The following is a 22,530-nucleotide window of genomic DNA, read 5'->3' on the forward strand; positions in this document are numbered from 1 at the left end:
ATATTCGTTGTGCTTATTATGCAAGACTCATCTTGTTGTGGATTTCGTACCCAATCTTTAAAAAATATTAGTGATGGTTAACCGTAAAATATCACCGTTGGAAGCATCAAATCAGGGAGAAAAGCTCGATCCAAATTTTTTCCTCCGTTTAAAAAATACAGAAGATTACTTTAAACGTCATGCTGAAGAAGACCCCAATTTTTATCCGAATTATGAAGCGATAAAGGAAATCAATACCATTTTACTAAAGGATGAGCTAAGCCAAGAAGACATACTTGGTGCAGTCGAAATTTTTAACCAAACGACCAGTAAACCCCATCATAATGGAACCAGATGGTTTGATTTAAGCTTACATTTAAGGCATATCGCTTTTGTGTATGGGCTTGAATTCAAAATCAGCAAAGGCTTGACTATTAAATTTAGTGGGACAAAATGAGTAGTCCATTTGGATTCAAAGTTCAAACAACACCTCCATCCTCAATTCATTTTGCACCAAACCCAGCGAATACTGATTTTGCTTCAAACCAAAAGTGGTCACCATCGTCAAAAAGACCGACTTCTTGGTGCCCGTTTCGGCTTTAAAAACCCCTACTTTATTGCGCAATTCCTCGGCGTATTTTTTGTCAATGCTGTATTCATTGACTGAATATTTCATCTCACAGAGGTTGATGACCTGATCACGACGATCAATCAACAAGTCAATTTGAGCGCCTGTACCACCGCTGTTGCCCCGCCAAACGGAGGTGGATGTCTGTACGCCACTAATACCTAAAGCCTTTTTGATTTGAGCCACATGATACAAACAAACCTGCTCAAAGGCATAGCCACTCCAGGCGCGAAACTGTGGATTATCGAGACCATTGATCCAATGATTTTCCTCTATTTCCACCAGTCCTTCCAGAAAGCGAAGGTAAAACAGCGTATAAAAATCCACCAATTGATAGAGGCTATTGCGTGTTTTTTTACCAAAAGGTACGTAGCGGCGAATAAATCCACTTTCTTCTAACTCTTGCAGGAGCGTACTCATTGTACCTCCGTTGGGTAGGCCACTGAGCGCAATGATTTCTTCCCGCATGAGCCCCATTGCCTTGCTAGCTATAGCGCGTACCACCGCAATATGTCGTTCCGAGTGGCTAAAAAGGGAACTAAAGAGGTTGTTGAACTCCGTGCGTAAGGGGCCATTCTCACTGAAGCAGAGCTGTTCAATGTTCTGAGCTGCACTTTGATTGGGCTCCACTTCATCCCAATAAAAAGGAATCCCGCCCAAGGCCATGTACAATTGGATGATTTGGTAACGCTCCAGGCTTGAGTTTCGGGCGCGCAAAAAGGCTTCGCATTCGTGTAAGGTAAAGGGATTGATTTTTAATCGTTTGGTTACCCGATTGTGCAACCCTCCATGGTTGTTAAGCAATTTATTGATCATCCAGGAAGCTGCCGAACCACACGTAATTAAAACAATGTCGCTTCGGGCAGAGGCCCAGCTGTTCCAAAAATGCTCCAAAGCCTGCACAAAACCTGACCCCTTCGTATCGAACCAGGGCAATTCGTCAATAAAAATCACCTTTTTGTTGCCCTCTAGTTTTTCAAGGTGATTGCTCAAACGCAAAAAGGCGTACAACCAATTTTCGGCTGGTTTATCACTTGGGTTTGCACCAATTTTTTCCAGGGCTACATGAAAATTGAGCAATTGTTGTTCCAAGCTGGCATTGGCCAACCCTGTCACCTGAAAAGCAAAGCCTTGTTCAAAAGCCCGCCGAATCAAAAACGTTTTACCAACCCTACGCCGACCATATACCGCAACAAATTCAGATTTTGAAGAATTGGCTAAACCCTTCAAAAGTGCTAATTCTTTGTTTCTGCCAATAATTGGGTTGGTCATTTGGTTTTCATTTTGGCTATAAATATAGTCAAAAAATGAGTTATAGCCAAAATGATACCTTCATTTTAGCTATAACTATATAATTACTGCTATTTACAAACGTCAATAAGCCTTTGACTTTGTTTTTTCCAGGCTTTATTTTTCTCCAAAAGAAAAACACATTTTTCCATCAAGCATGCACCAGCATGAGCATAAGTGGTTAATGTTTTTGTACTAGGATTAATTTTAGAGGGAAAAAAAGCTACAGAGTCGGTCAAAAATTGGCTCTTTTTAAACTTTTGACCATTCCCTTGTAAGTAAAAGTTGTAATAAGGTCCACCATTTCCCCCATTATCGTTCAGCATCGCAATGTCTTCTAATCCATCGAAATTAAAATCGGCAACAACTATGTCCCCATACATATTGTCTACAATTTCCTTGGAGATGTTTTGTCCAGTTGTATAGGACAACACTTCATTACAATCCTCATAAGTCTCGTTTAAAAATAGAATGGCGGAGAAATGTAGACTATCAACCTGGATTTGAGCTGTTTTATCAATCAAAATAAGCCTTACCAGGCAGGAATCCAGCTGACCATCAAATTCTCTAAATTTAGTGACCTTGAGGTTTAGGTCATAGGCTGTAGAAAGGTTTTTAAAATAACAGGTGCCGTAGTCCACTTTTTTTGTTGTGGTAGGGGTATGAGTCTGGGGTGGTTGGGTACAGTAGCATAACCCGATACTTAGATAAGCAAGCCATAGAAGGTAGTAAATAGGCCATTTTTTCATGGAGACTCAGTGTTGTGGTCAAAATCAACACTTTAATAAAACAAGCTACTGTCCGATTTATTCTACCCTATGGCTGAGAAAATATTGATTTTGTTTTAGCATAGGTAAACAGTTTTAAGCTGCCGAATCCCCCCATCTCAGCTAAAAGTGATTCCAAAACCCAGTTATAGCCAAAATGACACCCTCATTTTAGCTATAACTATACAATTACGATATTTTCAACCATTTCAACCCCCATAACACCTCACCTCCAACAGTGCAGCAGGCACCAAGGCAGAAGGATGCTCTACCTCTATCCGCAAAGACCGAGTGCTCAATACCACCCCAAAATCAATCCTCCGCTGACTCTGATGGTTGCCCAAAATCTCCGCCACCAATTCCTCCTGATCATTCCACACCCGCACCCTTTTCACACAAAAAGGCATTTCATTCTCCGGGTGTGCCATTAGCACCGTTTCCATGGGATGGTCAAAATCGCTGTCAAAATGCAGCACCAATTGCTTGATGTTTTGAGGCTCCTCCCATCTTAGGTGCAAACTAGGCCGTTCGTCGGCAGGGTCAGCCACCCAGGCATTTGGCTGATTGGTGGGGCGTTGTAAACCATTGCGGATGTTTTCAGCAGCAAAGGCAGTCAGCGCAGGAGTAAATTTCAGGGCCAGGTTTTTCCCCGCAGGGCGGCGTTGGGGGCACCAAAACTCAAACGCATCTACTCCAATATCCTCCAATGGCTCCTGTTTGCCGTAGTTGGAAACCGCTTTGTTGACGGCGTTGAACACGGTCAATATCCCCGTGATGCGCTGGTCTGAAAATTGCAATTTGACCTGCTCATTTTTCAAAATGGTCACAAAACCATAAGCCTGTAGTTGGGCCGCAGGACTGTTTTTGGCCAAAAGTGGGTGCTCATTGAGTGCAAAACTGAGCGGCACACAGTTGCGACCAGGCTGCAGTTGTACGACCTGTTTGGCCAAAATGACATCGGGGGTATGGTTGTCTACTTTGCTGGATACGCGTAGTTCGATTTCCAGTTCCGTAGCCGTATCGGCGTAGGGATGAATGACAAATTGGAGTGGAGCCTGGTTTGCGCCAAATTGTAAGGGTAGCATTTGCGCCAGGGAAAAAGGCATTGGCTCCGCTTCGCCAGTAGGCAACAATTCGGCCAATTGCAACTGGCTACTGGCAGAAATATGGGCACTTTGCACCAAATCCTGCGGATCATACAAGCGCAGGTTGGGGATGTGTTGCCCGGTTTTGAGCAGTTCTTGCTGCAACAATTGGATGAATTCCGGCTTCGCCAAATCGCGGGGCAACAAGCCATGCTCGGCACAAAACTTCGCCGCCATGCCTACTGCCTGCCCGCCGTGCGCACTCGTGGCCATCACCCGGGAAGAGCCAAAAGCCACGTGACTGGCCGAAATGATCCGCCCGGCGATGAACAGATTGCTGATGTTGCGCGAATAAAAACAGCGGTAAGGAATGCCGTAAAGCCCTTTGCTGTGCCATTGATTGCAACTGGAGAGCTCTTTTTCCGAAAAAACGCCGTCGGCAGGGTGTAGGTCAATCGACCAGCCGCCAAAGGCCACATCATCGTAATGGGCGCGTTGTTCGACGATGTCTTGCTGGATCAGCATGTAATCGCCTTCAAAACGCCGGCTTTCCCGTTTGCCGGGAATATGGCCCACCCACTCCAGGGTCAAGTTTTCTGCATCCGGGAAGAGGCCCGAGTTTTTGATGTAATTCCAAACGCCGTACACCACTTTCCAAAGTTCCCATTTGATGGTTTCGGTGTCGTGTACCGTATCGAGTCGGCCACCATATTCGATCCACCAGAGTTTACAACCAAAATCCTGGGTATTGAAAGAACGAAACTTGGGCACCTTTTGGGTGACATCGTGGGCAAAACTCGGTGCCACGAACTTGACGGGTTTGCCTACATCTTTCGAGTAAAAATAGAGACTATGCCCCAGCAGCTCGCCGTAGGCTTTAGAAGGGGCAAATTTTTCTCCAAATTCCTCCTGCGCCTCCGCGCCCATGCGGAAAGCCGCTCCCGCCAGAAAACCTACAATGCCATCGCCCGAAGCGTCGCAAAACAAGGGCGCGACCAATTCGTAGCGGGTGGAGTTTTGGGAGCAAAAAGCGTACACTTTGGAGATTGTATCCGCATCCGATTTTTCCAGATCGTATACAGCAGTATTCAGCAGCAGCGTGATGTTGGGCTCGCTCACCACTTTTTCCAGTAAAATGGTGTCAAAAATGAGGGGATTGCTGTCGGGATTGCGGTACATGTTTTCCACCAATAACTCGTCCAAAACGCCCCCCTCCCGGGCCCAGCGGTTGTTGTTGCCCATGTGGGAGGTAGCGCCCAATACCCACAAACGCACTTCACTGGAAGAGTTGCCACCTAGAACCGGCCGGTCACTGACCAGGGTCACCCGAATGCCTGCACGTGCCGCCGTAATCGCGGAACACAAACCCGACAAACCACCACCTACCACCACCAGCTCACTATTCAGGGTGGTATTTTTGGGAGTTCTTTTATCGCTTGCTGCTGCTTTTATCATGATCTCAAGAAGTTGAGGAGTTGAGGAATTGAGGAGTTGAGGAAGTCGCAGCGGTAGCCTCAACTTCTTAACTTCTCAACTGCTCAACCTTTCTAAGTTATTTCAATTCAAAACTTTCACTGAGTACCGAAAAACCTGTGGCCTTCAGCACTTCCACCTGGATGTTTTTGTCAAAACCCGTAATGGGGATTTTTACATCTACACTTTGACCGGGCTGCACGTCTGGGATAGCCACCTGTACATCCCTGGTTTTAAAGCTGAAACCTTTCAAAGGATAAGCTGGAAAATCTGCCCGGGCTGTTACCCGCAGGATTAACTCATGTTTGCCCTGTCCTCCCGGCACATAGCTTACTTTACTCAGGGTTAAGGGAGCCATCTCACGGCGGTGCGATGCGTACAGTGGGCGAGGGCTTCGATCTGGCCCTACCAAACCCCAGGGGCGATACCCATTGGGATTGGTGCCTACGTGGCGACTTTGGTAATCGTTGTACGTCCACCAGGCTGCACCTACCACGTAGGGGCGTTTACGGATTTCGGCCATCACCGACTCCAGGTGGCTGACCTGCCCGGCTTCACCATTGGGCCCGTCGGCCCGGGTGCCCCATTCACTGATCAGGATGGGTTTGTCGGGGTAAAGCTGATGGATATGGTCCAGTACTTTGGCATGGTTGCCATAGGTATTGGTGCAGACAAAATCACAGTATTGACTGGCCTCGTCTTCGGGCCTTTTGGGCAAAATATTGAGGCGCATGCTCGCAAAGGTGTACAGGCGGGTCGGGTCGAGCCTGCGACCATAATCGATCATGTCTTTGGTCCAGCGTTGCCCGGAGGGTGTTTCCGACAGGTATTCATTGCCCACGCTGTAGGCGATTACGCTGGGGTGATTCCAATCGCGCTCCATCATTTCGCGGAACTGCTGCTGGAATTTTTGCCGAATGGTGTCATTGTCCATCTGCGTAGGCGTGAGTTGCCAATTGCCTGGTTCCGAAATGATCAGCATGCCATAGCGGTCAGCCCAGTCGTAAAAAGCTTCGTTGGGGGTATAGTGGGTTAGGCGCTGGAATTCCATGCCCGCTTCTTTCATCAGGCGAAAATCTTTTTCTACCAACCAATCGGGTTCCAAAGCGCCCAGACCAGGATAGTCCACTACCCGGTTGCCGCCACCCAAACGCAGAGGCACCCCATTGAGCAGGATTTGGGCGTTTTTTACCTCCAATTTGCGGATGCCAAAGTGAGTCGCCAGGGTATCGCTGCCCAAACCTACTTTGAGTTGATACAAGTGGGGAGCATCAAGACTCCACAATTGAACCTCGTTACTTTTAAGGCTGACTTCCGCTTCTAAAATGGCAGTTTGCCCCGCTGGAATGGTCCCAGTGTTGCTTTTCCAAACCAGTTTAAGTGACTGGTTTTTCAACCATACCAATGGACTGATTTTACCCGTACTGCCTTGTGCCGAGGCGTTGCGCACCCGCGCCTTCACGCGCAGGAGGGCGGTTCCTTTTTCAAGGTCTGGAGTAGCTTCAATCTTCAGGTTTTCCAGATAAACTGCTGGTTCAACGGTCAAATAAACTGGGCGATTGAGCCCCCCGTAGTTGATCCAACCTGGGAAAGGATCATTTGGATTGCCATTGTCTTTGGAACCGGGGATGGAGCCGGTTTGCCAGGTGTCGTTATTGACGGAAACGGAGAGCAGGTTGTCTCCTGCTTTTAAATAGTCCGTGACGTCGAAGTGGAATGGGGTATAACCGCCTTCGTGGCTACCCACTTTTTGGTTGTTCAACCATATGCCTGCTTTGTAGTATGCTGCGTCAAAATGCAATAAGACCCGTTTGTCAGCCTGAGGTTGCCAGGGGAAATTTTTGCGGTACCAAACGGTGCCCGTGAAAAACTGATACCGGGGGTCCACCGAAAAACAATGGGGCACCGTCACCTGATCCCAATTGTTGCTGGTAAAGCTGTCTTTGTACCAACCACGGGCTTCGCCAATCTCGCGGGTGTCCATCGCAAAAGACCATTGCCCGTGCAGGGGGATTGCGTCGGGTTGCCGCAGGGTGAACTGGGCGAGGCATTGGGTGGAGAGGAGTAAGAAAAAAAGGATATAGCGCATATTTGTTTAGGTTGATGGTTTGATGGGACTGTAGAGACGCACGGCTGTGCGTCTCTGAAACATTGGACGGAGACGCACAGCCGTGCGTCTCTACGCTGCCAAAATTTTTCGCGCTGCTTGCCAAGGGATCAGTGCGCCTAGCAAAATTGCCAGTGAAATTAGGCGCGTAACCACTACCCCGGACGTAGTCAGAAAGCTCAAAATCAATAAAATAAGAGCTACAAAAACCAAGGCCCCAGCAATGACTTGCATACCAAAACGGTTTTGTTTTTTGACTTCCAGTGCCTCTTCCGGCGATTCAGCCAGAGCATCTGCGGTACGTTTGGCTTTGGTTTCGAGGTATTGCAGGTATTCCGGGGCAATTTTGCCTTTGGCTCGGGCATAGAGTTCGTAGGCAAGAAGCAGGACCAGCGGTAAGCCAATGCCTACAATCGTTTCTACACTCCGCGTCAATTTGAAGTGGAGCAACATGGGGGCAAGGATTTTAAAAAATAAATTGACCGAAAGCCCAATGAGGGTGATCCAAAAAGTGGTGCGTCCATTGAGTCGTTTGGAAAACAGTGCCCAGAGCGGCGGTGCCAACAGCGGCCCTCCCGAAATCGCCGAAATGCTCAACACTACTTCCACAATTCCCCCGGCTGCGGGTACCATCAAGGCAATGCCAATCATGCCCAGGCCGAAGCCCCAGGAAGACAATCGTGCTACCCGAATCAACTGCCGATCAGTAGCCGCCGGGTTGATGAAACCCCGATACACATCATTGGTGAAGACCGCCGACACCACATTCAAAGTTGTATTCGCACTGGCCGAAGTAGAGAAATACATACCCGTCAGCATGAGCCCCAAGAGGCCTGGAGGCAATACGGTTTGGCAAATTTTCAAGTAAGCATTTTCGGTATCCAGCCCTACCAGATCTGGGTTCAAAACCCGGTAAATCATCGGTGGCAACATCCAGATCATCGGGCTGATGAAATACAGGGCGGCAAACAAAAAGGCGACTTTTCGGGCCGATTTTGGACTATCCACGCTGGTGTAGCGCTGCACAAAAGTCCAGTTGCCACCAATGTAAGCGATGTGGTAAAAAATAAAAGCCAGGATAAAACCGAGGGTGTATTCGCCATTCAGCAGGTTGAAAAAATCATCAGGAACTTGCTGGGTAAAGGCCTCAAATCCGCCCACTTTGCCCAGAGAAAGCGGCAGCAAAATGAAGACTGCCGCTGACAAAATCACAAACTGCAAAATGTCCGTAACCATCACGGCCCATAGGCCACCCACCGCCGTGTAGGCAATCATAAAAATGCCCAACACTATGGTGCATTCAAAGAGTGGAAAGCCCAGCGAAACACTCACCAATTTCGCCACCGGATACAATACCGAACCTTTGATGAATACAGATACTAGCGTGAATATGCCGATGTAGATTTTTTGCACGTTTTCGCCCAAACGCTCGCGGATGAATTCTGCTGCGGTGAGGTTGCCCGTAGCCCGCCAACGCGGGGATAGAAACAACCCGGTTACAATGGCTCCAAGGCACATCGTCCACTGGATGGTCACTGCTACCCAGCCGTGTTTGTAGGCAATGGAACCCCAGGCTACAAATGTACCCGCTGAAAAGAAAGACATAAAGAGAGACAAACCTCCAATGAACCAGGGTACTGCCTCGCCGCCGGCAAAGAAGGATTTGAGGTTGCGGCCGGTACGGGCAAAGAGCAAACCAATGCTTAACACAAAGGCAGAGAAGATAAAAATGACGGCGGTATCGATGTAGGCGTTCAAAATGTACTTGTTTTGGTGAATTGTTTCGCCCTGAGGTGTGTCTTCGGTGCCTAAGGTTTCTTAGGTGGTAAAAAAACTGTTTCACCACCTAAGAAACCTTAGGCACCGAAGACACACCTCAGGAATAACAGATAAAAATAAAATCATTTAAGGCGTGATCGTCAAAATTTCAAAACCCAATGCCGGCAACTGCTTTGCCTTTCCCGCAGCCCCCTTGATGCTGATTTGAAAATCCGTAGCCTGTGCCCGATTGTTCATCAAGATCACAAAAACCTTGTCTTTTTTCTCAGTAGTTGCCAGCAAGTAGTCAATTGCCGGATGATCCACTTTGACTATGTTTTCATCCACAATTAGCTGTGCTTTTTGACCATTGACTGTGCCAGGAGCAAAACCATAGGACTGGTGTGGACCAACTTTAGGCGTCACAAATCCACGGGGGAAACGCACCTGGCCATTTGAGCGCAATTCCGCTTCGGCCATCAGGTAATCGGTCAACCAACCAATTTGCCACCAGGCGTGGTGAGGGTAAGGCCCGGCGCCCCGGTTCATCGCATTCCAGTAATAAGAAGCTACACTGGTTTTAGCGTCAACAAAGGCATCGCGGCCCCAGGCACCCGCCCGCGCGAGGTCGGCGAAGATGGGTTCTTTGGTGATGCCGTACATGCGGATAAACAAACCCGCGTGGCTGCACAATTGGATGGGGCCGTGGATATTGGAAGAACCAAAAATCCCGCCGTGTTCAAAGCTGAGCCCAGCCTGGGCAATTTCCCAGTCCTGGCGCTCCACTCCATTCACAGTTTTAGCAGCAGTAGTGGGAATAGGGTGGGTAAAAATGGAAGTGGTGTATATCTTCGCCGCGCTGATGGCAGCCGCTTTATATTTCGCTTGTTGGGTCAGGTCAAAAAGATCCAGAAATGCCTGGGCGGTTTGAGCCGTGGCAAAATCGGGGGCGTAACGCGCATCCCCGCACACACCTAGGTAGCTCCCTTTGGCAACGGCGGCCTGCAACAACCAATCGGCACCTTTTTGAGCCGCGACAAGGTAACGCGGATCTTTCAAAATGCGGTAAGCCACCACTAATCCATAAAAAGTAGCCCGCAAATCTTTGATGTCTTTGAACAATTCTGCCTCATTTTTGCGGTCGTAGGCTACGGCCCAACTGCCATCGGGCTTTTGGTTTTTCAACAACCACTCTGCTCCGGCGCGGAGCCGTGCTTTCAGCTCATTGTTGTTGGGTTCAAAAAGCAGGATATTGCCCAGGTCGAGCATGGTGTAGTAGGTCACCGCGATGGGTTCAACCACTTCGCCCCATTCTTCTACGAATTTTTTGCTTTTGGCCAGGTAGTATTGTCCCGCAAGTGAGCCATTGAAAAAACCGGGCTCGCTGATTTGTTGCACAAACTTGAAATTGAGTGCATAAGGCAGCACATTTTTGGTCAACAAGGTATCCTGCGTAGCATTCGCCAACATCCACATGGCACCGTAATCGGAATTTTTCATGGCGTCCTTGTTCGAACCCACTACGCCACCGAGGTAGGATTGTGCACCAATTTTTCGTCCCTGAAACTCCTCAATGTTCCACAAGGAAGTTTGTGGATCGGTCAGGTAATGGTGCATGTGTTGGATGCGGCTGGTCAAGGATTGTTTGCTTTGGCGCAGCGCCAGGGCCGATTTGAGTTGGTACACATCATAGGCCGCGTGTTTGATGGCCTGAAACCAATCACCAGTGCCGAGGTGGTAGCGAGAAGTATAGCTGATTGCTTCACCCGCTTTCAGCAAAGATTTGGGCTCGCCCAAAACGGGGTAGTACAAGGTCGGCGACAGTTGGGCTCTGCGATTTTTGTGGGAAAGACCAATGTTCCAGTCGTGGAGCGTGTTTTTGTCTTTGGCCCAGGGATCGCGACAGAGGCCGGGATCGGCAATCAGGGCCAGGGTCAGTCCGGTTTTAGTGCTCACCAATGGTGCCAGAGTGCTGGCCGAGCGTTCGCGATAAACCACGGGTAAGGCAGGAACTCCATGTCCGTAAGCATAAGATAGGGCAAAGTTGGGTTGGATGTAGTTTCCATGAAAATAGCCCGGTACCGAAGCCCAGGCCAGGTTGCTTTCGCCGATGTTGGCCAAACTAGGAGTAGCCAATGAGTAATACCCGTCTTTTTTTATTGTAAGGGTTTGAGTCAACAGGATATTGTTGGGAAATTTGGGGTCAAAACGCCATTCGGCTATCAGCGTTCCTTGCTCGGTTTCTTGTTCAAAACGCAGTTGATTGGGGGCGATTTGCCGGCCTTTTTGCGCAAAAAAATGCAGTGCCTGTCCGGCAGTGTTGAGGGAAACGGGGTTGATACTTTCCGCCCAGATCTTTTGCTGGTAATGGTAAGTGTCTTCGGGAAATTTTTGTCCGGTGATGCTTTTGAAGGTGGAGTCGGGCTCTGTTTGGGGTTTGTCGGCGCTGTACAGTAAAGTGTGTTCTCCTGAGGGCTGCTCCAGGTTGACCCAGGTCTGGCCTTTTTTAACGGCAATGGTTTTGATGCGCCAGCCCGATCCGCTGTTTTCCCAACGCAGGCGCAGATTGGCATTGGCCAGATTGAGCACCTGCGGCGTTTGGGCCGCGAGGCAGAGGATCATGCTACAGAACAAAAAAGAGAATAACAATTTCATGTCTTTTGACTTTTAAGTATCACCCGTCCACTGGCGCTGTTAAAAGGCTCCAGATCAGCTGGTACAAGTCTCCAGACTTGTACCAATATTTTCGCGTCTCTGACGCATGCGTAACGCGAAAACAGGGCATAAATACACGTCAGAGACGTGTCGATACTGGTACAAGTCTGGAGACTTGTACCAGCACAGCGCTGATTATGCGGTGCTTTTTGTTTGCTCAATCAAGGTTTTATGTTGATACTGGCTCTCTGGGCAAACCCAAAGGAACCGTAGCTAACTTGTAGGGTACGTCCAGTGCTTGGCACTTTGTAGTTGGCCCTAAAAAGGCCAGTGTTTTCACCCGTTTCCGTCACTTCGAGGGAGATGGCGGGTCTTTGATCCATTTTGACCCAAACCTTACCTTTCTCGACCTGATCCCAATCCAGATTCAAAGCCGCTTTTAGTTCAATCGTCAGGGTTTCACCAACTTTGGCCTGAGTGACGGCTGTTCCGCTAGCATTCAAAATTTTGACTTCTTGGCTACCCAGGGTAGAAAAAGTCAATGTGGCCATCCAACCCCGATTGGACACGCACCAACCTTCGGTGGCGTAGGCGTCTTTGCCAATCTGGTCTTTGGGGATATTGCCTTCCGTGCTGGTGGTTGCTTTTTGTTGAAAATCCTTGTCCAACGGAGAGCCGTCTAGCGTGCCGCGCACTTTGCCCAATTGCCCGTAACCATTGGGGTGTGCTGCGGGCCAACCATTTTCGACCCCGGCCCAATACCCACCAATGGCCAAGCGATCCTGGCTTTTGTTGCTCAAGTGTGCGCCGAGTGGATTGACGCCAAAAACAAAATCCACCTGTGCCCAGCCGATGTCGCGGAGTCGGGGATTTTTCAGCAAGTGCGCTACGGCAAACAGTGAACCGCCCAGTGCAGGAGCTCCGCCCAATTCTTTGGTTTTGGGATGGGCCCATTCCGTTTCGCTGTGTACGCGGTATTTCCAGAAATTGTTCGTTTTTTGCTGCATGTGAATCGCCCATGCATTCAGTTTTTCACGTGTTCCAAGGGGAGCTTGTTCGGGTGCCAGGAGTAGGAAATAGGCCAAGGCTTGCTGGGTAATGTGTTCCGCATTGCGGATCCACCACATGTGGCGAGGGTTGTTGAAATCCCAGTTTTGAATGATGTCGCGGGCGCTTTCCTGAGCCCATTTCAGGTATTTGGCAGGCTGGCCATCCACCTCATTTTTTTCACAATAATACATGAATAAATTGCGGAAAACCGACTGCCCGAAGGCATTGCCCATTTCATTGAATTCCTGAAAACCAAGATCCACCCATTTGGTGCTGTAAGTCCAGTAGCGGTTCTCGTGGTGGCGCTCGTAAGCCAGCCATTTTTCGTTGCAAACCTTGCGGTAAAGCAAGTACTTTTCGCGGGGGAGATAGGGTTTTAAAAAATCGTGATAGGCCGCACAAATTACCGACAACTGATCCAGGTGATTCCAATAATCGTACTGCATTCTCGGCTGACCCTCGTAACCCAGGCTGCCGTGCCGACTGGCCACTGGGCCTTGATAGGCGACATGGGCGTAGGCAAATTCGGCGTGCCAAAGGATCAGGTCAATGAGATCGGGCACATTGTTGTCGCCCAGTTCCGTTTTCCAGCGGTCAAACAGTGCCGGATTGGAGGCGTAGTAGAGGCATTCGAAAATGGTTTCGAGCCCGTAAGCACCGCCATCGCGCGAGGGGCCACCGCCATAGATTTTGCTCAAATCCGCAATAGCGGCGTCTTCAGAACCCCGTACATCGATGAAAAAATCGTAGGCAAGTTTAGCAGAAATTTTTTCCATCAAATGATCGGCAATCCAGAAGGGAACCGATTGGCCATGTCCATTTACGTCGATGTAAAATTCATCTTTCGTCTTGGGGTTGAACTTGCTGAACCAGCCTTCCTGATTCAGGATTTCGCCCTCAAACACCACTTGTTTGGTGCTGTAGTCGCGGATTTTGAAAGGTGTGCCGTCTTTAGCTCCTGGGCAGACAAAACGTTTGGCTTCGCCCAAATTGTAACCTGCTTGATTGACCAAGGGGTTGTTTTGAGCAAAAACTATTGCACAAATCGAGAAGAGTAGGATGGTGAAAAATGCTCTCATTGTAAAAAAAGAAGCTGTATGAAGATATGCATCATACAGCCTCTGCATGGTTTGAATTTATTTCCAATCTGGATTCTGTTCGATTTTAGGATTGGCCAATAGCTCATCCAAGGGGATGGGGAAATAGCGGTGCTTGGCCAATGGCTTGCGCTCGGGATACACGTTGTTCACTGCTTTAGGTACTGCAGTGAGAAATGTATTGGTCCGGGTAAGGTCGTACCAGCGGTCACCTTCTGCAAAAAATTCCCATGAACGCTCTTGCAATACCGCATCGATGAAGGCTTCTTTGCTCAAACCGGGCGTGAGGTCATCCAAACCTGCACGTTTGCGGATTGGGTTGATAAAACCATAAGCGGCGGTGGTCGCTCCGTTCAGACGGGCTTCTGCTTCTGCTGCAATCAAGTACATGTCGGGCAAACGCAAAATGGGAATGTTGGAGATCAGACCAGTGGTAGAAATTGGATCCTGGTATTTTTTGATCAAAACAGCTTTGGTGGTGATCGGCGTAATGTCTTTTTGCTTCACCGTCACACCGCTGCGGTTGACGTAAGTGGTATCCAGCAACTGGCGGCGCTTGTCTTTGGGATCAAAAGAATCAAAAAAAGTTTGGAAAGCAAACATCGATCCGAAAGAGGTGCGGGAATAATCTGCACCTGCACTACCTGGAGGGCCACAAAGGCTGGTCAACTGATGGCTACGGCCAGGGGAAATTGGCGCAGATTCATAAGCCCACATGTTTTCAACCCGGGCAGCGTCTTCCTTGTCGTAGCGGTACACGTCGCGTACATCGGCCATAAGGCTGTATTTGCCGGAGCTGATTACTTCCTGGGCTTTTTGCAGGGCTTTGGCCCAATCTTCATTGTACAGAGCGGCTTTGGCATACAGTGCATTCACCACTTCTTTGGAAGGACGGCCTTTTTCCACGGCGGGATAAGATGGCAATCCTGCTGCCAGAGCCAGATCCAAATCAGCGTAAATTTGCTTGTATACATCGGCTTTGAGGCTTTTAGGTAAAATACCTTCTGCCTCTGAATAACTAGGCGTGGTTTTGATGACCACGTCTCTGAAGTTTTTAGTCAGGTTCCAGTGGTAAAAAGCCCGCAAAAAGTAAGCTTCGCCGAGAATCTGATTTTTGCGCGTAGCGTCCATCACCGCATCGGGCACTTTGGCAATGACCCAGTTGGCCTTTTCGATGCCATCGTAGCAAGATTGCCAGATTTGCTGCGGTGATTCATTGATCCGACCCGCAGTGCGCTGGGTGGTGTAGTTGTCATCGTAAGCAAAAATGGTGAGGGTATTTCGCCCTACTACGGCCCGAGGGTAGCATTGGTCGGCACTAAAATCGGACACGATGGTCAAGGCTGGCCCTGAGCCCATGTCGCCGATCGGGTCGTATACCGCGACCAGCCCTTTTTCGGCATCAGAGGCAGTTTTGTAAAATGCTTCAGTGTAGATGGAAGAATAAATGGTTTCCTCCAACTCGCAGGACGTGTTCAGCAGGCAAAAAGCCAGGCCCAGTCCGATTAATTTATATGGTGCTCGCATGTTTTTTACTTTTAAAATCTTTAAAATTTTCACCCTTAAAAATTCACTTGTAGGCCGCCGATGAAGGAACGCGCCTGAGGATACACCAGGTTGTCGATGCCGATTACGGTGTTGGAACCTGCGAAGGTGTTTACTTCAGGATCAAAGCCGGAATAATCAGTGATGGTAATGAGGTTGTTTCCGCTTACATACACTCGGATGTTTTGTAACCCTTTGATGCCTTTGATGGTATAACCCAAAGTGACGTTTTTGCAGCGAAGGTAAGAACCATCCTCCAGCGCATAATCACTTACCGGTAGGCGACCACCTTGAGCAGCACTCACGTATTGGTTGCTGGGGTTGGTTGGCGACCAACGGTTCACTACCCCTTCATACAGGTTGCGTTGCCCCAGTGGGTTTTCAAAAGACAGGCGGCTGACGTTGTAGATGTCGTTGCCTTGGGTGCCGGACCAGAAAGTGCTCAAATCAAAACCTTTGAAAGACAAGTTGGTCGAAAAACCAAAAATGAGATCCGGGTTAGGGTTGCCTACGATGATTTGATCTGCTGCGCTGATGGTACCGTCACCATTGATGTCTTTGACCTTGTGACCGCCCAAACGGCCGTCGTAGCCGGGCAGAATGGTTTCACCAGTTTGGTTGACACCATCAAACACGAAGGTTTTAATCAAGCCCAAAGGCTCACCTACTTTCAGAACGGTATAGGAAGTCACAAAACGCTCCTGAGTAGTGCCGCCATCGAGATCCAATACTTTATTCCGGTTGATGGTAGCGTTGGCTGATACGGTCCATTTTATGGCGCCGTCGCTGATGCGGGCGTTGGCCATGAGTTCAAAACCCTTGTTCTCCAAAGAGGCGAAGTTACCCGTGATGCTGGTATAACCGGAGCTCAGTGGTAGGGTTTTGATGTACAACAAGTCTTCGGTTGTTTTGTGGTAAACTTCTGCCTGGATGCTGAAGCGATCCTTGAAGAAGGCCAAATCTACCGCCAGGGTTGCCTGTTTGGATTTCTCCCAACGCAGCGCTGGGTTGGCAATACCCGTAGGGTTGATGCCGGTCACGTAGGTGTTGTTGAAGGTGTAGTCACTACCCACCGAAGCTACGGTACTCAGCGACTGGTAAGGCGAAATACCCCCAGCATTACCCGTGATGCCGTAACCACCACGGATTCTGAAATCAGAAATCCACTTCAGGTTGTCCATGAACGGCTCTTGAATGACCCGCCAGGATGCGGATGCAGCAGGGAAAAAGCCGTACTTGTTTTCGGCTCCAAAACGGCTGGAACCATCCACCCGGGCCACCACGTCAATGAAGTATTTATCCTTAAAACCGTAGTTGATCCTACCCATGTAAGAGTCCAGGCGTTGTTTGCTGCGGCCACTGCTTACGGTGCGGTTGAGGGCCAATTGCAGGGCTTCGTTGCGTGTAGCGTCGTTTGGAAAACCTGAAGCACTAATGGAGTTGCTGTTGCTCAAGTCAGATTGGGTGGCAAAAACGCCCGTAAATTTCAGCGTGTGATTTGCGCCCAGGCTGCGGGCATAAGTCAAAATACTTTCGTGCAAAAGCCCGGTAAAGTTGGAATTGGACTTGGAACCAGAGCCTGAGTTGTCATTCAAGTCCCGCACAGCTATAATTGAACGAGGTGAGTACCGATCATTCAGGTTGTTTTGCAAATCGACATTGAAGGAAGCCTTATAAGTCAGGTTTTTCAAAATCTCAAATTCGCCATAAAAGTTGGCCAAAGTGCGGCGCAGATCGGTGTTGTTCAGGGTTTGGGCAAAGCCCAAGGGGTTGGATACCTCGCGGTAACGCCCATCGCCTTGCTCTCCAAAGGGGAAGATGGTACCATCGGCACGATAGGGTTTCAGGACGGGAGGCGCACCAATCGCAGCGCCCAGAATACTGCCCGTTACTACCGCGCCGTCACCTACAGAGGTTGAGCCAGTGGTAACCCCGGAGTTGATGGAGTAACTGCCCAAAATACTGGTCCCTACCTTGAATTTTTTGCTGATGCGGTGGTCTATGTTGGTACGGAAGGAATAACGTTTGAAGTTGGAATTGATGATGACGCCATCCTGGTTGAAGTAGTTTAATGAAACCGCCAGTTGGGTTTTTTCATTGCCACCATTGATGGACAACTGGTGGTTTTGGATGGGTGCCTCCCTGAAGATGAGCCCCTGCCAGTCGATTCCCTCGCCCAGCGAGGCGGGGTCACTGTAATAGTTGTTTTTAAAAACCTCATTTTCCACTTGGGCGAACTGGGTAGCGTTGAGTACGGGCAGCGTTTTGAGTACTTTCTGCATGCCGTAGTAGCTATCGAAAGTTACGCGGGTTGCGCCCGCTTTACCTCTTTTGGTTGTAATCAGTACTACCCCGTTGGCCGCGCGCGAACCATAAATGGCCGAAGCTCCGGCGTCTTTGAGGATTTCAATACTCTCGATATCACTTGGGTTGATGGTGGACAAAGGGCTGATGTCGTTGATCCCTCCGCCGTTGGATACCTGGATTCCGTCCACTACATAGAGGGGTTCGGAGGTTCCGTTGATGGAGTTCGTGCCCCGAATGCGCACACTGATGTTACCACCTGGCGCACCGGAGTTTTGGGTGACCTGGATACCCGAAGCACGCGCCTGTATCCCCTGTGCTACGTTGGCTACGGGCGTTTGCATCAGATCCGAGGCCTTGATGGAAACAATGGACCCCGTGGTGCTGGATTTGCGCTGGGTACCGTAGCCGACTACCACAACTTCGTTGAGGGCTTCCACATCCAGGCCGAGCACAATGTCAATGAGGGTACGGTTGTTGACGGCTACCTCCTGGGTAAGGTACCCGGTGTAAGAAACAACCAGTGTAGCTTGCGGCGAAACGCCTTCCAGTTGGTAACTGCCATCCAGTTCAGAGACCGTTCCACTGGTGGTGCCTTTTATAGCGATACTGGCACCAACGAGTGCTTCTCCGCTGGAATCGGATATCTTCCCCCTCAGGGAGAGATTTTGGGCCTGGGCGCTGGTCAGGAGACCAAAAAACACCAGCCATATTTGTAATTTGCCTGACATAGGTAGAAAGGTTAAAGTCGGTGATGAGTGATTTTTTAAAACCAATTTTTTAGGCTTAAAAAACCTATTGAGCCGATTTTTTTCCGAAAATAAAGCCACATTCAAAATAATCAACCGCATGAATCTGACAGAAGGAGACAAAACCTATCGGGAAGGTTCTCGAAACGGGTAACGATAGCGAGATTTTGGTAAAAAAAATTAGCCAAAATGTGTACCTTCTCTTTTTTTCCGTTCCTAAGAGCACAGTCCAGAGGTATGATCAAATGTAAAAAGTGCAAGCAGGTTGAGTTTATTCAAAAATCGGGCATCATGCGGGGGAAGCAACGCTACTACTGCAAGTCCTGCGATTTCCATTTTACCATTGCTGAAGAAAGCAATCCCACAGAACACAAGCGCCACCACGAAGTCACCATTATGGACATTGCCCGACAGCTGGGCATTTCCAAGTCTACCGTCTCGCGGGCACTACGCGGGCATACCGACATCCACGAAGGTACCCGCCAGATGATCCTGGATTTGGCCAAAGAGCTGGATTATGAGCCGAACCCCCTCGCCAATGCTCTACTCAAACGCCGTACCAACATCATCGGGATGCTGGTGCCCGAGTTTCGCCATTATTTTTTTCCCACCATCATCATGGGCGCACAAGCTGTGCTCTCCAAGGCGGGCTACAACCTGATGATCTTTCAATCCGACGAATCCTACGAAACAGAAGTGGCCAACGTCAAGGCCCTGCTGCGTAGCCGAGTGGATGGACTCTTGGTTTCGATTACGGGCAAAACCCAAAACTTTGACCACTTCCGCACCGTACTGCAAAAGGAAGTCCCCATGGTGTTTTTCAACCGGGTTTGCCCGGAACTGGAAACCCCGCAAGTCATTATCGACGATTATTCCGGTGCTTTTCAAGCAGTCGAGCACCTGGTTGAGCAAGGGTATCGACGCATCGCACACCTGGCCGGACCCAGCATTCTGCAAATCGCCCGGCTGCGGATGCAAGGCTATGTGGATGCCCTACAAAAACATGGGCTACCACTGGATGAAAGTTTGATCGTCTACCACGATCTGACCGAGGAAAGTGCCCGGCTATGTGCCCGACATTTATTGGATTTGCCTCAGCCCCCCGATGCCATTTTTGCGGTCAATGACCCCTCCGCGCTGGAAGTGCTGTTGTTGGCCAAACAACGGGGCATTAAAGTCCCACAGGATTTGGGTATTGTAGGTTTTAGCAATGACCCGGTTTCGGCGATTATTGAACCAGCTTTGACTACAGTGGAGCAGCCCGTGTGGGAAATTGGGGAGCAGTCGGCTCAGTTGTTGCTGGAGCAGTTGGAGCAACCGAGGTTGGAGACGAAGGTGTTGAAGACGAGGTTGATTGTGAGGGATTCGTCGCGGAGGAGGGGTTGAGGGGATGATTGGTATGCGCAAAAAGTGTATCTTTGATTGATGATTTTGAACTGAAATGAAAAAAAAATTCAACATAACGGGTCTTTGTTTTCCGCAGGAACACTACATGGCGGATGTGTCAAAAAAGTTGGCCAGAACATTCAATATGGTTGATTCGGGAGAGTATTTCATCATCAACCGGCCACGCCAGTATGGAAAAACGACGACCCTTTATGCCATTGCAGAAATGCTCCAAAAAACGGGAGAATACATCGTCCTCAACACTAGTTTTGAGGGAATTGGGGATGATATTTTTAGAGACGAAAAAGTATTCGCGCAAAGTTTTGTTGAGCTTTTGGCTGATTATGCCAGTGTTTATGCACCGAAATTAGAAGGATGGTTGATCAAAGAATCACCTAAAATTCAGGGATTTAAAGCTCTATCAAAGCTAATTACCAGAATGACAGATCAGACCGATAAAAAAATCGTGTTGATGATCGACGAGGTGGACAAGAGCAGCAACAATCAATTGTTCATCAGTTTTTTGGCTATGTTGCGCAACAAATACCTGGAGCGTCATACCTTCAAAACCTTCCACTCCGTAGTGCTGGCAGGATTACATGATGTCCGTTCGCTCAAGTTAAAACTGCGCCCCGAAGACGAACAAAAATTCAATTCCCCCTGGAACATTGCCGCTGAATTCACAGTAGACATGAATCTCCAGCCCAGCGAAATTCGCCCAATGTTGGAGGAATATGCAAAGGACCGGGCGGTGCGATTAGACGCAGTAGCCCTTTCCGAGCACTTGTTTCATTACACCTCTGGCTATCCGTTTTTGGTGAGTAAATTGTGCAAAGTCCTGGATGAGCAAATTTTACCAGAAAAAAAAGAAGCAAACTGGACCCTGGAAGATGTAGATGTTGCGGTATCCATGGTGGTCAAGGAAACCAACACCAATTTTGACAGCCTGATCAAAAACCTGGAAAACAACCCTGCATTGTATGAATTGGTGTTCAAAAAATTGGTCGACGTAGAATACCAGGGACTCTCCATCCATGACCCTACCGTGAGCATGGGCTTGATGTACGGGATACTCAAAAATGGACAAGGCATTAGTGTCCATAATCGCATCTACGAAGAGGTCATTTATGCATACATGAGTTCCAAAGCCACCGCTCAGGTGCGCTTGGGCGAATACAATGTGCCCAAAAATTTTAAACTGCCCGATCAGCGCCTGAACATGGAAGCTGTACTGCTGAAGTTTCAGGCATTCATGCGGGAACAAAACAGCGAGAAGGATCAAAACTTCCTGGAGCGCAACGCCCGCCTAGTGTTCTTGGCGTTCATCAAACCCATCATCAACGGCTCAGGGTATGATTTTAAAGAGCCACAAATCTCGGAGGAGCGCCGTTTGGACGTGGCTATCACCTATTTTCAACACAAATACATTGTAGAACTCAAAATCTGGCGTGGCCCCGAAGCACACGCTGAGGGCTTGGAACAATTGGTCGATTACCTGGATCGACAGGCGCTACAAGAGGGATTTTTGTTGGTTTTTGATCAGTTGAAAAAGAAGGTCTGGACGAGTGGATGGGAGGAATTGAAGGGGAAAAGGGTGTTTGTGGTGCGGGTGTGAGAAGAGTTTGAAATGCTTTCAATAAAACAATTCTTCAATAGTTCAATGAAATAGCTTTTGCTATTATCAGTGCTATTTTTGTGTGCTTGTACTCAGCCAAAAGAAAGAGCGCAGAACGAAAAGGGGGTACTGCAAAAAACACATCATGTAGATAGCATTTTTAGCTTAGAATGTGATCACAACAACCTTTTCAAGTTCTTCGATTTGAACATTGATGTCAAATGGTTTGTCAAAGAAGATGAGTTATTCGTACACTACTGGATATTTCCATTTTTTTGCCACAAAGGCTCAAATATATCAAATAAAAACTATTTGATTAATAGCGCTTTGTGTCGTCTTGGTACAAAAAATGTCTAGTAGTGTGGTTCTGCTATCACATATATTTTTGTTAAAAATGAATAAAGAATTTGATGTTGTGGAGTTTTTTCAAGGTGTTAAGCATGTCTATTTAGAGAGGAATATAAAATCCTCTAAAAGGCATGAGCTTACAAAAGAATACCTTGATTTGTATTCTTTTGTAAAGAAAGATACCGTGTTTGTTGATTTTATCCAGCGCATAAATGGCGTTTTTTTTAGCTCTTCAACCTTTTTGGTCGCCCTTTATGGTTTTGGTTTGCCAGAAGATGAGCTTATTTTCTCCTTGCCTCAATACATTAACGCTCAAGGTTTTTTGATGCTAGGTGAATATGTAGATAAACGGATTGATCGAAATTGGAAAGGTATTGTGTATGCCTACAATAGAGTAGATCAATCACCAGTAGTTTATGCAAAATTTGACATTAAAGATAAACCAGAAATTAAAAAAAATTACTATTCACTTTGCACAGGATTTCAGGAGTTAGTAAAAATTATAATGAGTAAAGATTTTGAAGAACAATTCAATATGGCATATATACCTGAAAACCCTAGAGATGAACCTATAGTATAGAAGGTATGAGTTTGCAAATGGAAAACGAAGAGTAAAAGATTAATAGACATCTATGATGAAAAATAACTATCTAAAAATTTTACTCATAATGAACCTCCCTTTTAACCTTTTCTA

General features: G+C 48.1%; 13 protein-coding genes. 4 read left to right on the forward strand and 9 right to left on the reverse strand.

The features are described 5' to 3' along the window. Nucleotides 1–73 precede the first annotated feature (73 nt). The gene (locus ACO08K_RS14270; RefSeq protein WP_421797076.1) at nucleotides 74–436 is read left to right on the forward strand and encodes a hypothetical protein; all 363 of its coding nucleotides are present in this window, start codon (nucleotides 74–76) and stop codon (nucleotides 434–436) included. A 15-nt stretch (nucleotides 437–451) separates the two neighbouring features. On the opposite strand, the gene ACO08K_RS14275 is transcribed toward ACO08K_RS14270, so the two are convergent. From ACO08K_RS14275 to ACO08K_RS14315, 9 genes are all read right to left on the reverse strand, one after another. Next, nucleotides 452–1,879, reverse strand: a complete 1,428-nt coding sequence (locus ACO08K_RS14275) for an AAA family ATPase (RefSeq protein WP_421797077.1) — start codon at nucleotides 1,877–1,879, stop codon at nucleotides 452–454. An 89-nt stretch (nucleotides 1,880–1,968) separates the two neighbouring features. Then, the gene (locus ACO08K_RS14280; protein WP_421797078.1) at nucleotides 1,969–2,646 is read right to left on the reverse strand and encodes an XAC2610-related protein; all 678 of its coding nucleotides are present in this window, start codon (nucleotides 2,644–2,646) and stop codon (nucleotides 1,969–1,971) included. 227 nt (nucleotides 2,647–2,873) lie between these two features. Continuing rightward, complete coding sequence (locus tag ACO08K_RS14285; protein ID WP_421797079.1) at nucleotides 2,874–5,204, reverse strand: FAD-dependent oxidoreductase; 2,331 nt, start codon at nucleotides 5,202–5,204, stop codon at nucleotides 2,874–2,876. 97 nt (nucleotides 5,205–5,301) lie between these two features. Continuing rightward, the gene (locus ACO08K_RS14290; RefSeq protein ID WP_421797080.1) at nucleotides 5,302–7,311 is read right to left on the reverse strand and encodes a glycoside hydrolase family 2 protein; all 2,010 of its coding nucleotides are present in this window, start codon (nucleotides 7,309–7,311) and stop codon (nucleotides 5,302–5,304) included. A 90-nt stretch (nucleotides 7,312–7,401) separates the two neighbouring features. Then, nucleotides 7,402–9,087: a sodium:solute symporter family protein gene (locus ACO08K_RS14295; RefSeq protein ID WP_421797081.1), complete on the reverse strand. Its 1,686-nt coding sequence runs from the start codon at nucleotides 9,085–9,087 to the stop codon at nucleotides 7,402–7,404. A 147-nt stretch (nucleotides 9,088–9,234) separates the two neighbouring features. Further along, a complete protein-coding gene (locus ACO08K_RS14300) occupies nucleotides 9,235–11,742 on the reverse strand; it encodes a glycerophosphoryl diester phosphodiesterase (protein ID WP_421797082.1) in 2,508 nt (835 codons plus the stop codon). 221 nt (nucleotides 11,743–11,963) lie between these two features. Continuing rightward, nucleotides 11,964–13,871, reverse strand: coding sequence for a hypothetical protein (locus ACO08K_RS14305; protein WP_421797083.1), 1,908 nt, complete (start codon nucleotides 13,869–13,871; stop codon nucleotides 11,964–11,966). Nucleotides 13,872–13,928: 57 nt separating this feature from the next. Next, the gene (locus ACO08K_RS14310) at nucleotides 13,929–15,416 is read right to left on the reverse strand and encodes a RagB/SusD family nutrient uptake outer membrane protein (protein ID WP_421797084.1); all 1,488 of its coding nucleotides are present in this window, start codon (nucleotides 15,414–15,416) and stop codon (nucleotides 13,929–13,931) included. A gap of 35 nt (nucleotides 15,417–15,451) precedes the next feature. Continuing rightward, nucleotides 15,452–18,469 (reverse strand): SusC/RagA family TonB-linked outer membrane protein, encoded by a 3,018-nt coding sequence (locus tag ACO08K_RS14315; RefSeq protein ID WP_421797085.1) that lies wholly within the window; start codon nucleotides 18,467–18,469, stop codon nucleotides 15,452–15,454. Between the two features lie 255 nt (nucleotides 18,470–18,724). On the opposite strand from ACO08K_RS14315, the gene ACO08K_RS14320 reads away from it, so the two are divergent. From ACO08K_RS14320 to ACO08K_RS14330, 3 genes are all read left to right on the forward strand, one after another. After that, nucleotides 18,725–19,873 carry a LacI family DNA-binding transcriptional regulator gene (locus ACO08K_RS14320; protein ID WP_421797086.1) on the forward strand — a complete coding sequence of 383 codons (1,149 nt, stop codon included), beginning with the start codon at nucleotides 18,725–18,727 and terminating at the stop codon, nucleotides 19,871–19,873. Between the two features lie 55 nt (nucleotides 19,874–19,928). Further along, nucleotides 19,929–21,488, forward strand: coding sequence for an AAA family ATPase (locus ACO08K_RS14325; RefSeq protein ID WP_421797087.1), 1,560 nt, complete (start codon nucleotides 19,929–19,931; stop codon nucleotides 21,486–21,488). A gap of 394 nt (nucleotides 21,489–21,882) precedes the next feature. Next, nucleotides 21,883–22,416 (forward strand): hypothetical protein, encoded by a 534-nt coding sequence (locus ACO08K_RS14330; protein WP_421797088.1) that lies wholly within the window; start codon nucleotides 21,883–21,885, stop codon nucleotides 22,414–22,416. Nucleotides 22,417–22,530 lie beyond the last annotated feature (114 nt).

It is taken from the genome of Haliscomenobacter sp. (assembly GCF_965225875.1).
Taxonomy (GTDB): Bacteria; Bacteroidota; Bacteroidia; order Chitinophagales; family Saprospiraceae; genus Haliscomenobacter.